Below are 12,653 nucleotides of genomic sequence, written 5' to 3' on the forward strand. Positions count from 1 at the left end.
ATTGGATGACAACTTGCATGAGCGATAAGCAAACTTCTGAAAATGCAGTGGATTATAAAGCCACACTGAACCTGCCCGGTACTGAATTCGCCATGAAGGCAAATCTTGCAGTGCGTGAAGCGAAATGGCTGGAAGAGTGGTATGCCGACAACATTTATCAGCAGATTCGCGCATCGCGCATTGGCAAGAAAAAATATGTGCTGCATGACGGCCCTCCCTATGCCAATGGCCAAATCCATTTGGGCCATGCAGTCAATAAAGTGCTCAAAGACATCATCATCAAAAGCCGCGTCATGGACGGCTTTGACGCGCCTTACGTGCCGGGCTGGGACTGCCACGGCCTGCCGATTGAACTGAAAGTTGAAGAAAAAGTCGGCAAGGTCGGCGTAAAAGTCGATGCCTCGGCGTTCCGCAAAGCCTGCCGCGAATACGCCTATACGCAGGTTGAGCTGCAGAAGAAAGACTTTGTGCGCATGGGCGTGTTCGGCGACTGGGACAATCCTTACCTGACCATGAACTTCAAGCAGGAAGCGGACATCGTGCGCTCTCTTGGCGCAATCGCCAAAGCCGGCCATATCGAGCCAGGGCTTAAGCCGGTCAACTGGTGCCTGGACTGCGGTTCAGCCCTGGCCGAAGCCGAAGTGGAATATGAAGACAAAAAATCCGATGCGATTGACGCCGGCTTCGCCGTTGCAGACCTTGCCGACTTGTCTGCGCGCTTAGGCCTGACGGTTGCCGATTCCACAGATATCGTGATCTGGACCACTACGCCGTGGACGCTGCCGGCCAACCAAGCGGTGGCGCTGCATGCCGAAATTGAATATCAGCTGGTGAAAGCGCGCGGCGAAGAAAAAGCCGCACAGAACTTCATTCTGGCCAAAGACCTTGCCGAATCTGCAGCCGAGCGCTACGGCTTCAGCTCGGTTGAAGTGCTTGCGGAATTTGCCGGCGCCAAACTGGAAAACCTTCTGCTGCAACATCCATTAATTGCCGAACGCCAAGTTCCGGTGATTCTGGGCGAGCATGTCACCGCAGCCAGCGGCACAGGCGCCGTGCATACTGCGCCGGGCCACGGCGTGGACGACTATAAAGTCGGCCTGCAGTACAACCTGAAAGTCGACAATCCTGTCGGCGGCAACGGCGTTTACCTGCCGACATCGCCGCTGTTCGCTGGCGAGCACATCTACAAAGCCAATCCGCAAATCATTGCAGCTTTAGCCGAATCCGGCAAGCTGTGGGCGCACCACCCGATCAAGCACAGCTACCCGCACTGCTGGCGCCATAAAACCCCAATCATCTTCCGCGCAACACCGCAGTGGTTCATCAGCATGGATGCCAAAGGCCTGCGCCAGAATGCATTGAATGCGATTGAAAACGAGATCAGCTTTGTGCCGGACTGGGGCAAAAACCGCATCCAGTCGATGATCGAAGGCCGTCCAGACTGGTGCATTTCACGCCAGCGTACCTGGGGTGTGCCAATCCCCTTCTTTGTGCACAAGGACACCAATGAACTGCATCCGCGCACGCCGGAGCTGATTGAAAGCGTTGCCAAGCTGATTGAGCAGGAAGGCATTGACGGCTGGTATAACCGCGACGCAAGCGAATTCATCGGCGCCGATGCCGAGCACTACAATGCGGTGCGCGACACTCTGGATGTATGGTTTGATTCCGGCACGACCCATTATGCCGTGCTGCGCGAGCGTGAAGAGCTGACCGATCCGGCTGACCTTTACCTTGAAGGCTCAGACCAGCACCGCGGCTGGTTCCAGTCGTCGCTGCTGACCTCCATCGCCATCAATGAGCGCGCGCCTTATAAAGGCCTGCTGACGCACGGCTTCGTGGTGGATGAAAAAGGCCGCAAAATGTCGAAGTCCCTGGGCAATATCATTACGCCGCAGGACATCATCAAGGACATGGGCGCCGACGGCCTGCGCTTCTGGATCGCCTCTGCCGATTACCGCTATGAAATGACCGCGGGCAAGGAAATCTTCAGCCGCGCGTCTGACGGCTACCGCCGCATCCGCAACACGCTGCGCTTCCTGCTGGCCAACCTGAACGGCTTTAAGCCGTCTACAGATGCCCTGCCTGCAGACCAGCTGATCGCGCTGGATCAGTATATCCTGCAGCGCGCGGCTGAGGTGCAGAAAACCATTCAGCAGGCCTATGAAGATATGAATTTCCATATCGTCGCCAATGCGCTGACTAACTTCTGCATCAATGACTTGGGCGGCTTCTACCTCGACATCATCAAAGACCGCCAGTACACCACTAAAGCGGATTCGCAGGCGCGCCATTCCGCGCAAACTGCGCTGTACCATCTGGTGCAGGCATTCGTGCGCTGGATGGCGCCAATCCTGAGCTTTACCGCGCAGGAAGCCTGGCCGCTGATTCCGGAACAGGCCGGGAAATACGTGTTCACCGCGGAATGGTACGATATTCCTGCAGCGTCAACCGCCAACCTGATTTCAGAAGCCGACTGGCAAACCCTGATTGCGGTGAAGTCTGCCGTGAATAAATTCATTGAAACAGCGCGCAGCGCGAAACTGGTCGGCTCGAACCTGTCCGCCAAAGTCGAGCTGTGGGCCAATGCGGAACTGAAAGCGGTGCTGGATCAGCTCGGCGATGAGCTGCGCTTTGTATTAATTACTTCACAAGTGCTGGTGAATGAGTTTGATGCTGCGCAAGGCGAAGCCTCTGACCTTGCTGGCCTGCATGTGAAGGTTTCCGCTGCAGACGGTGAAAAATGCGTACGCTGCTGGCATGTGCTGCCGGATGTGAATACACATCTTGAACATTCAGGCTTATGCGGCCGCTGTATTATCAACCTTCCTACAGGTCAAGGCGAAGAGAGGAAATATGCCTAATCCGCAACATAAAAAGGGCTTGTTTCAGTTCTACCCGCACAATTTAGTGTGGGTCGGCCTGTCCATTGCAGCCATTATTCTGGATCAGTGGACCAAATGGATTGCCAGCACGCATCTGAATTATGCAGATCCTGTGCCAGTGCTGCCCTTTTTAAACTGGACGCTGCTGCATAACTATGGCGCAGCCTTCAGCTTCCTGTCCGATGCCGGCGGATGGCAGCGCTATTTCTTCACCTCGCTTGCCGGCCTGGTATCGGTGATTTTTGTATTCTGGCTGATGCGCATGCCCAAGCAGATCAAGGTGCTGCCGCTTGCGGTCGCGCTGATTCTAGGCGGCGCCATCGGCAATTTAATTGACCGGGTCAGCTTAGGCTACGTGGTCGATTTTATTCATGTCTACTATCAGAATCACCACTTCCCGGCATTCAATATTGCAGACAGCGCCATTACTTTGGGCACCATCTTACTGTTAATTGATACCTTCTTTTTAGAAAAGCAGCGTATCCAGCGTGCGGAAGCGCAAAATGACTGAATTTATGAATCCGAATGAAGAAACCCGCATCGCCGACGGCGCGAAAGTGGATCTGCATTTTTCTGTGGCCATTGAAAACGGCGCAGAAATTGACAACACCCGCAGCCGCGCAGAGCCGGTCAGCCTGGTGATGGGTGACGGCAGCCTGCTGCCGGGCTTTGAAAAAGCCCTGTTTGGCCTGCGCGCCGGCGACCGCCGCACCGTCAGCCTGCCGCCTGAAGATGCATTCGGCCCGTGGAACCCGGAAAATGTGCAGAAATTTGACACGGTTAAATTTGAACAGCGCCCAGCCGAAGGCCATATGATTGAGTTTGAAGACAAAGCCAAGCAAAGCCTGTACGGCGTGGTGAAATCCGTTGGCGATGACATTACCGAAGTGGATTTCAACCATCCGCTGGCGGGCAAAAACATCACCTTTGAAGTGGAAATCTTTAAAGTTACCCCTGCCGGCCAGCAGGGCGTAAAACTGATGTAAGGCAGCCGCAGAGGCTCTTGATCAAGGCTCCTTCGGGAGCTTTTTTCATGCCTGCGCCTTGCAGGCTTGCGCCGGGCAGATACAATTCCGCTCTAGGCAGCGCGCAGCAAACATAATAATTTGAAGGCAGCCCCATAAAAATAAACAGATAAGGAAAGCCATGCAGATCTATATTATTGCCGGCAGCGTCCGCGAAGGCCGCATCGCTATTAAAGTCGCCCGCTGGGTCAGCAGCGCCATTGCCGGCTATGGCTATGCCGGCATTCAGCCTGAAATTGTCGACCTCAAAGAATGGAACCTGCCCTTTTTTGCCGGCGCGCATCCGCCAGCCACCGGCATCTATGATCAGCCCAAGCAGCAGCAGTGGGCGGACAAAATTGCGCAGGCGGACGCAATTATCTTCATCAGCCCCGAATACAATCACGGCTACAGTCCGGCTTTAAAAAATGCGCTGGATTATATCGGCAAGGAATGGGCCGGCAAGCCGGCGGCCTACATCAGCTACGGCCGCGACCAACGGTTCGCGCTCGATTGACCAGATCCGCCAAGTGGCGACACAGCTGGGGCTCGTGGACAGCAATGCCGTGCTTGAAATCCGCGATATTTTCTCGCGCAATTCGGCTGAGCAGTTTGAGCCGAATCCCTTTGATGAAAAGGGCCTGCAGGCTGCCGTAAAGAAGCTGATTAAATATGCGCGGTAAAATGTAATCCGCGGCTTACAGCAAATGCGGAAAATCGCCGCTTTTCACCTATTCAGAACTGCCTTAATATTGCTGTCATGCAGAGACAGGAAGTCTCAAAAGCGCAAAACAATAATCATAAGCTTGCAGGCGCTGGACGCGCACGGTACGGCAGGAGCTATACCGCTGGAATGAATCTGAAAAAGCCCCGGCATCCTGCCGGGGCTTTTTTACGCTTAAGCGTCCCCTGCTTTCCGGCTGCGCCATTTTCCTTCTGCAATGCCGCAGTGCTGTCCGCATTGGCTTACATTGAATGCAGACAAAATGGCTTTTTCCCGCTTCAGGATAGGTATATTTTTAAATCATCAAAGACAGGATGTCTTGCAATAAAAAGAAAAAATGAGATCGGCGGGAGGCCGAATGCATGATCTTCATCATGCCCTTAGCATGAATTCGAAAAGGCCCTGGCTGGATGCCAGGGCCTTTTTCTGGCCTGCTGTTTTATTGCGCCGCAAAGCATCACAGCCCAGCTGAAAAACAGCCCCCTCTAATTGATCCAGACCTTTCCCAGCACGCAACCTGCGGGATAAAGCGCATGAAGATGCATCTGCAGAAAACTCCGTCTGTGGAATTTTACCGGGCTGTCAGCTTGAGCAGGCCGGCATTTGCGCCGGCTGAGGGCCGCATCGCGGATGCGCCGCTTCATCTGCACCGCTCCTTCCTGTGGCCTTCTGACTTATAGATCATACTGAATTCACCGGCCCGGCGATTTGCTGTTTGATAACCGGCTGCGCCGATGCAAGCCATGGCGTACAGCAGATGCGGAAATTCACCGCTATGCATAGCCTGCAATGCAGCATAATCTACAATAATCAGGGAACAGGAGTTTCCAAAACAAGAAGAATAAAGCTGAGGCTTAGGCAGTTAAATAGGCTGTTGCGGAGCCGTTTAAGCAAATCGAAGTAAAATTGCCATTCCGATAATTGAGCGGTATTCCGTTTACTCAACGGTGCAAATTGAACATCTTTTTGTAATTAAAAACTAATGAAATCCATAAACTTAAAAAATATTGTAAGGGAGATTAACACATCTAAATATTTACTGAATACGCATTAATGCCGGTCAATATAGAACTGCTTAGAAATATATTGGCTTCATCAAAAATACTGACTAGGACTTAAACGTGAATACAAATAAATTAGCATCATCGGTGTTCGCAATAGCTATCAGTTTGGCTGTTACAGGCTGCGGCGGCGGCGGGTCTTCATCTGGCCCTGATTTTTCTGCACCTCCAACAAATCCGGGAACTGGAAATGATGGCGGTACTGAAACAGTGACTCCTGATCTGGTTATTGTTGATCAAGGGCCAGCGGCAAAAGTAAAAGTAGGTGTGATTGATTCTGGGGTGAATACTCACAATGCAACAATTGGTGATTCAGTATCAAAAGTTCTGAAATTTGATTATGTTCCCGGCGCGCCTTCAAAGGTCAGCGATATCTCATTGGCAGACTCTGCAGTACAGGAAATGGCTGCAAGCCATCACGGCACTTTCGTTAGCCAAATTATTGCAGGCAATACAGCGAATGGTTCAACGGCGGGCGGCGCATTAGGGATTGCAGATATTTACGCGGCGCAAACTACCATTGATGCATCTGGACACTCTTATGTTCATGTAAATTTTGAAGCAATGCGCCATTTGCAGGAGAAATTCGGCGTTCAATTGTTTAATGGCTCATGGGGGGGAAATACAGCAGGCGCGGCCGTAGACAGTTTATCTCAAAGTTTTGCTTCAGAAGTTGTTAAAAATGGCGGGCTGATCGTTGTCGCCGCGGGCAATGAAGCGCAGCTGACTTCAAGTGATATTTCGCAAATGCCATCATACGTGGCGGGTTTAGAGCAAGGCTTTTTAACTGTTGTCGGTTTAGATCCAGCACATAATGACCTTTATTACAATTCATCGAACAATACTGGTTCAAATGCCTGCGGCAATTCAGCTTCCCGCTGGTGCTTAGCCTCTGACTATGTTAACGGCCCTTATTATGACTCGGATAAAGGCGGTCAGCTTTTTGGCGGAACATCAGGCGCGGCGCCAACTGTTACAGCTGCGGCGGCTCTGGTTTGGAGCAAATACCCGTGGCTAACCAATGATCAAGTTCGCCAAACCATTTTAACGACTGCTGACTCTCTTGATGACGGTTCAGGTTCAAAACTGTTCAATGACCGCTTTGGCTGGGGAGTTTTGGATGCTGAACAAGCGGTCAAAGGGCCTGGCGCATTCTGGGCGATTTTTGGCAGTGATTTCGAAGCCAATGTTGATAATTCAAAGCCAATGTATGTTTTTTCAAACGATATCGCTGGTGATGCGGGTCTAGAGAAATCCGGCTTAGGAATTTTAGTCTTATCCGGCAATAATACATACACGGGTGCAACGGATGTAATGCAGGGCAAGTTAATTATAACGGGTGCTGTAGCTGGAAATGTAAATGTCGGCTTAAATGGCTATTTGACAGGCAGCGGCGCTGCCGGAAAAAATGTAAACAATCACGGGGTTTTTTCAACAAGTTACGGTCAGCTTAAAATCGGCGGCGATTACACACAGTCAGGCACCGGCACATTACAGTACATGCTGAATAAACACTTGGATATTGCAGGCAAGGCCGGCTTAGATGGCGCCTTGTCGGTTATTGCATCAGACAGTAAATATGTGTCAAAAGGCGAACATCTGGTTTTGAATGCCAATGGCGGTGTTGCTGGCCGATTCAGCAATGTTAAAGATGGCGCATTTTTAAAGACCACAGGTGTTACATACGGAGCGAATGATGTAAAAGTCGGCGTGGATCACGCAGACGCAACTGCGGCAGGCACAAATTCAAGCGCGGTGACTTATGCATCAGGCGAAGTTCTTAATAGCCTGTTTGCTCAAGCTGAAGCGCAATACCAGTCTGGGAATACTGACAGCGCATTAGTGCAGTATGTGGGCGGGCTGCAGTCGGTCACCACGGCAAACGAAGCGCAAGCTGTATTAAATTCAGGCAATGGCGCCGTCTTTGCCGCGACTCCGGCGGTTATTCTTCAAAACCAGTCTTTGGCTCATTCGCAGATTGCGCGCAGATCGCATGCTCTTAATGGCAGCATTAAAGGCGGCGCCTGGGTGAATTATGCTGGAATGAAGAAAGATACTGAAATTTCTGGTCTGGACACTGTTGAATCTGAAACAAACACCGTTTCTTTAGGCGTAGATACGCCAATTTCGGATAATGCAGCTGTTGGCCTATATACTTCATTTTATAAAGAATCATCTGATTACTCTGCGGCTCAAAGTTCAAATGACCTTGATCTGAATACCTTAGGCTTATATGGCGCTTGGACTGATCACGGCCTGATGTATCTGTCCGGCCATGCGTATATGGGTGCCGGCGACGGAAAATTCACTCGCCAAGTGTTTGATGGAACTAAATTTGAAACTGTTAAATCATCAAGTGACGTGCTGCAAAGCGGCGTATATGGCGAAGCAGGTTTGCAATTAAGCAGCTGGAATATTCACTTCCAGCCATATTTGGGCGCAAGCGGCAATTACCTAAAGCTTGATGGCGTCAAAGAAGATAACCTGTATGGGCTAACTGTAAGTGATGTTGATGTGAATGAAGCGAAATATCATGCCGGCTTGCGTTTAGATGCAGCAGTTGGAAATGGTGTTGCCGTGGGCGGCTTTGCTGAATATGCTCACAGGGCAGGTTCCGGCAAGCCAGAGGTAGAGATTGAGTCTAATCTTGCCGCAGGAGCAAAATCAACGTATCAAGTCGAGACTGACCAAAACGACTACACAATTTATGGTTTGAGCGTCAACTACACTCACAAAAGCGGCAAATGGAATATTTTTGCTGATGTTGCAGGAATCTCTGATCATTCCGATAGCTATCAAGGTCAAGCAGGTGTAAAAGCGGCATTCTAAAGGATTTGCCAGTCTTGAAAAATCTGGACTGGCATCACAGCTGTATATTGGGGCGCATGGCCTATAGAGCATACTGAATTCAGCGGCCCGGCGGTTTGCTGCTTGGCAGCCGGGGCTGCACCCGTGTAAGCCGCAGCTTACAGCAGATGCGGAAATTCACCGCTATGCAGGGCATGCAATGCAGCATAATCTACAGACATCAGGGAACAGGATGTTTCCAAAACATGAAAACAATAAGAATAAAGTTTTTGCATCAGGACGTGAGGCGCAACAGGAGTTATGCCTAAACTGCGGAATATCGGAAAGCCCTGTCAGGATGATGGGGCTTTTCCGTATCTAGCGCTTATTCAATCTGCATTTAGGCAGCCCATGGCCGCAGCTCAAAGCCCATGCCCCTGATCCTAAAAACTGCGCCGGATGCACTTCCGCCTTTGAGCCTTGCGCCATTAAACAGGCAATTCATGCAGATTGAATACCCTCCCATCTGCCTGAATATGCGGCCTGCCGGCTGAGAAATTTTCTTACAGTTTTGCGCCAAATCACGACATACAGGCTGAAAAGCGCCTGCTAAGGTGAAATGAAGCAGCCTCTTACAGGATTCAGCACATGGCGAAGAAAGCTTTATTTATCACCTCAAATGCGGGTGTAGCGCGGGATGAACTGCTGGAGCCCTTAGAATTCCTGCGCTCCAAAGGCATTGAAAGCATTCATGCGGCGCCTGAGCTGCAGCCGGTGCAAACGGTAAAAAGCGGCCACGCGCCAGCGCTCAGCGATGATCCGGATGCCCTGCTCAGCAGGGTCGATCCAGATGATTATGATATTCTGGTCATCCCTGGCGGGACGGTGAATGCTGACATTCTGCGCATCAATGCAGATGCGCAAAGGCTGGTGCAGCAGTTTGCCGATGCCCAAAAGCCGATTGCAGCCATCTGCCACGGCCCCTGGCTGCTGATTAACGCGGAACGGATTCAAGGCAAAACCCTGACATCCTATAAAAGCATTCAACTGGATGTGCAGAATGCCGGCGGCAAATGGGTGGATGAAGCTGTGCACCGCTGCAGCGCGGGCGGCTGGGTATTGATTACTTCACGCTGCCCGGATGATATTGCAGCGTTTAATCATGCGGTTTTAAATGAGCTTGAGGCAGGCGCCTGAATCATGCAAAACTTCAACTTGCCGGGTCCGCATATCTCTATTTAAAGGCTTTTTAAATAAGCTGCGACTTCTGCATTGCCGGCCATTTCCGCAAGCTCTAAGGCAGTATAGGGCGCTTTATGCTGCGCATCTGCGCCTTTGCTTACCAGCAGCTTTACAATGTCTAAATATCCGTTTTCAGCCGCCGCCTGCAGCGCGCTGTAGCCTTCTTCGTCTGCGCTATTGGCATCTGAACCGCTGGCCAGCAGCTGTTCAACTTCGGCCAAGCCGCCTAAAGATGCCCAGTACACCAGTTCTGGAAGATGCAGCTCTTCGTCATCTTCAGGGATTGGGGAGAATGAGTTGAGTTTCATAGCAAAGATCTCATAATAAATTAAGATGAAAAATCAAAAATATACAATTATGATTTTCTGGCGCACATATTTAATTAAAGCAATCTACTTTTTGCTTTCCTTATATTGCAGAAGAATAGACTTAGCAATTGTTTGACCTTGCTGCTTTTGCGCTGAATCCAATATCTGATCAAAATTTTTCAGATTTAGCTTTGCCTCATGATTGCCATTTTCCGCAGCCAAATAAATCCATGCATACGCAATAATAGAATCTTTTTTTATACCCAGACCTTGTGCATATAGAAGTCCAATTTCATTATACGCAGGAGTATAAAATTGTTCAGCTGATTTCAAATACCATAAAAGCGCTTTTTGAAAATTTTGTTGAACATATTCCCCTTTTCTATACATTTGCCCTAAATTAAATTGTGACTGCGCATCACCTGCTTGAGCAGCTTTAATCTGATATTCCCAAGATTTATCCATATCCTTTTCAACGCCTTCTCCTTTTGAATGCATAACAGCTAAATTCGAAAGAGAAGGCGCATAATTTTGATTTGCAGACTGTGTAAATAACGCGGCAGCCTTGGCTAAATTCTTTTTAACGCCATATCCTTGATAGTACATGCTTGCTAAATAATGGGTTGCTTGAACATCCCCGCTATTTGAAGATTCTTCAAATTCCTTGAAAGCCAATGTGTAATTTTTTTTAGAATACGCTGTTAAACCATCCTGACCATTTAGATCAGGGTATTTGAAATAATAGGCCAGCGATTATTCACTTGCAGATGAATAACCACGCCTGTGCCAGCACCGCTAAGAGTTTTCAGCTCTAAAATCCGGAAAAAATGAAGTTTTTCCATTAATATAATGGTAATGCATTTTCGATCAGGTTTTAACTGAACTGAATTCTTGGCATTTTCTTTTACCTGCATGCGATCCGCAATAATGCAAAAAAGCCCCCAATAACTGGAGGCTTCCTTTATCCATTTCTGCTTTAAGCCTTGGCTGCCACTGGCGAACTAGACTTAAGCTTTTCGGCTTCATTTTCATTCATAATCAGCGCAACCGCAATTGCTGTAATCAGTACAGGTAAACCCACTGCCATAAAGTTAAAGTACGCAGGTAAATTCATACCCAATAAACCTCCAATTAAAATTGGCCCTACAATTGCCCCCATACGGCCAATGGCAGACGACCAGCCAATACCTGTCGAACGAATCGCCAATGGATAGAATTGCGCCACATAGCTGTACAGCAGCATTTGCGAACCGATTGAAGCAGCGCCCGCCAAGAAGACCAAAATGTAAAGCAGGAACTGGTTTGACTGGAAGCCCATCAGGCTCATCACAATCGCGCCCATAATGCCAAGGCACATCAGTACAGGCTTTAAATGGAAACGGTCCGCCAAGACCCCGCCCCCGACAATCCCGACAACCGCACCCACGTTCATCACCATCATGAACATCAAGCTGTTATCCATGGAATAGCCTGCAGCCATCATCAGTTTCGGCAGCCAGCTGCTCAATGCATACATGGTCAGCAGGCAGGTAAAGAACGCCAGCCAGAACAGAAGCGTGTTGGCTGCGCGGCCGCGGCGGAATAAGCTCACCACATTTGCAGACTCAGGCACATCCACCTTCGGCAAAGAAAATGTAGTGCTTTCACTCACCGCCAGATTTGGCGCCAAGCGGCGGACAATGCTGCGCGCTTTGTCCTGCTTATTTTCTTTCACAATAAACGCCAAAGATTCCGGCAGGAATTTCCAAATTACCGGCAATAAAAATAAAGGAATGCCGGCAATGAAAAACATGATCTGCCAGCCAAAGCTTGGGGTAAACCATGAACCCAGTAAAGCAGCCATAACGCCGCCAACAGCATAGCCGCTGAACATGGTAGTCACCAGTGTGCTGCGCATCTTCTGCGGTGCATATTCAGAGGTTAGCGCAACCAGATTAGGCATGACACCGCCAATGCCTAACCCTGCTAAAAAGCGCAAAATAGCGAATTCAGTCGGATTTGATGCAAAGCCGCCGGCAAAAGTTAAACCGCTGAACAGCACAATGCAGATCATAATGACTTTTTTACGGCCAATCTTGTCTGCTAAAGAGCCAAAAAACATCGCGCCAAACATCATACCTGCAAGCGCAGTGCTTGCCAGCATGCCGGCCTGTACAGCGCTTAAGCCCCAATCTTGCATTAACAGCGGCAGCACCACGCCGTTAATGGCCAAATCATAGCCGTCAAATAAAATAATCAATAAGCACCAAGCCACGACATTGAAGTGGAACGGGGTAAATTTCGCCTTATCGACTACCGAATTAATATCTAAATTTTCCGTCGTCATCGTTCTCATCTCCCATGAGTACTTGTCCAAAATTTCACATGAATATTTAAGTAAAATTCAATGTGCGCGCAATATACGCAAGTCAAATTTCATGAACAATTAGACCTAGGGATAAGCAGTGACTGCAGATGAAAAATAGCTCTAAATATTTAATTTATTTATCTTTATTTTCTCATAAAGAATAAGGCCTGCATAACTGGCCTGAGCTCTTTTTCCGGCCTTTCTTCTATTTTTATCGGGCTATTCCTGTTCAGCTTTTTATTTTTCCCCTGCATTCCCTGCATAAAAAAAGCCCCCTGACTCGCTAGAGTCAGGG

At 49.4% G+C, this 12,653-nt stretch carries 9 protein-coding genes and 1 pseudogene; 6 read left to right on the plus strand and 4 right to left on the minus strand.

From position 1 onward, the window contains the following. The first annotated feature begins 17 nt into the window (after positions 1-17). The 6 genes and pseudogenes from ileS (at position 18) to RSA72_RS05545 (ending at position 9,658) form a co-directional block, all read left to right on the plus strand. Complete coding sequence (ileS, locus tag RSA72_RS05520) at positions 18-2,864, plus strand: isoleucine--tRNA ligase (RefSeq protein WP_332621871.1); 2,847 nt, start codon at positions 18-20, stop codon at positions 2,862-2,864. Then, positions 2,857-3,396 carry a signal peptidase II gene (gene lspA / locus RSA72_RS05525; RefSeq protein WP_068913367.1) on the plus strand — a complete coding sequence of 180 codons (540 nt, stop codon included), beginning with the start codon at positions 2,857-2,859 and terminating at the stop codon, positions 3,394-3,396. The genes ileS and lspA overlap by 8 nt, the downstream gene beginning before the upstream one ends. Continuing rightward, complete coding sequence (locus RSA72_RS05530) at positions 3,389-3,871, plus strand: FKBP-type peptidyl-prolyl cis-trans isomerase (RefSeq protein WP_332621874.1); 483 nt, start codon at positions 3,389-3,391, stop codon at positions 3,869-3,871. The genes lspA and RSA72_RS05530 overlap by 8 nt, the downstream gene beginning before the upstream one ends. Before the next feature lie 160 nt (positions 3,872-4,031). Continuing rightward, positions 4,032-4,572: pseudogene (locus RSA72_RS05535) on the plus strand (NADPH-dependent FMN reductase). A 1,162-nt stretch (positions 4,573-5,734) separates the two neighbouring features. Then, positions 5,735-8,503: a S8 family serine peptidase gene (locus RSA72_RS05540; protein ID WP_332621875.1), complete on the plus strand. Its 2,769-nt coding sequence runs from the start codon at positions 5,735-5,737 to the stop codon at positions 8,501-8,503. Between the two features lie 606 nt (positions 8,504-9,109). Beyond that, the gene (locus RSA72_RS05545) at positions 9,110-9,658 is read left to right on the plus strand and encodes a type 1 glutamine amidotransferase domain-containing protein (RefSeq protein WP_332621876.1); all 549 of its coding nucleotides are present in this window, start codon (positions 9,110-9,112) and stop codon (positions 9,656-9,658) included. A 41-nt stretch (positions 9,659-9,699) separates the two neighbouring features. Here the strand turns inward: RSA72_RS05545 and RSA72_RS05550 are convergent, their stop codons facing one another. The 4 genes from RSA72_RS05550 to RSA72_RS05565 all read right to left on the minus strand — a co-directional run bounded on the left by RSA72_RS05550 (position 9,700) and on the right by RSA72_RS05565 (position 12,337). Continuing rightward, complete coding sequence (locus RSA72_RS05550) at positions 9,700-10,011, minus strand: ankyrin repeat domain-containing protein (RefSeq protein ID WP_332621878.1); 312 nt, start codon at positions 10,009-10,011, stop codon at positions 9,700-9,702. A gap of 84 nt (positions 10,012-10,095) precedes the next feature. Next, positions 10,096-10,686 carry a tetratricopeptide repeat protein gene (locus tag RSA72_RS05555; protein WP_332621880.1) on the minus strand — a complete coding sequence of 197 codons (591 nt, stop codon included), beginning with the start codon at positions 10,684-10,686 and terminating at the stop codon, positions 10,096-10,098. A 44-nt stretch (positions 10,687-10,730) separates the two neighbouring features. Further along, positions 10,731-10,925: a hypothetical protein gene (locus RSA72_RS05560; RefSeq protein ID WP_332621882.1), complete on the minus strand. Its 195-nt coding sequence runs from the start codon at positions 10,923-10,925 to the stop codon at positions 10,731-10,733. Between the two features lie 62 nt (positions 10,926-10,987). Continuing rightward, positions 10,988-12,337, minus strand: a complete 1,350-nt coding sequence (locus RSA72_RS05565) for an aromatic acid/H+ symport family MFS transporter (protein ID WP_332621884.1) — start codon at positions 12,335-12,337, stop codon at positions 10,988-10,990. Positions 12,338-12,653: the final 316 nt, after the last annotated feature.

It is taken from the genome of Acinetobacter sp. (assembly GCF_036659555.1).
Taxonomy (GTDB): domain Bacteria; phylum Pseudomonadota; class Gammaproteobacteria; order Pseudomonadales; family Moraxellaceae; genus Acinetobacter.

Excerpts from the sequence above, each read along its gene's own strand:
- ileS (WP_332621871.1), top strand. The coding sequence starts at position 18 with ATGAGCGATAAGCAAACTTCTGAAAATGCAGTGGATTATAAAGCCACA.
- lspA (WP_068913367.1), top strand. The coding sequence starts at position 2,857 with ATGCCTAATCCGCAACATAAAAAGGGCTTGTTTCAGTTCTACCCGCAC.
- RSA72_RS05530 (WP_332621874.1), top strand. The coding sequence starts at position 3,389 with ATGACTGAATTTATGAATCCGAATGAAGAAACCCGCATCGCCGACGGC.
- RSA72_RS05545 (WP_332621876.1), top strand. The coding sequence starts at position 9,110 with ATGGCGAAGAAAGCTTTATTTATCACCTCAAATGCGGGTGTAGCGCGG.
- RSA72_RS05550 (WP_332621878.1), bottom strand. The coding sequence starts at position 10,011 with ATGAAACTCAACTCATTCTCCCCAATCCCTGAAGATGACGAAGAGCTG.
- RSA72_RS05560 (WP_332621882.1), bottom strand. The coding sequence starts at position 10,925 with ATGCAGGTAAAAGAAAATGCCAAGAATTCAGTTCAGTTAAAACCTGAT.
- RSA72_RS05565 (WP_332621884.1), bottom strand. The coding sequence starts at position 12,337 with ATGACGACGGAAAATTTAGATATTAATTCGGTAGTCGATAAGGCGAAA.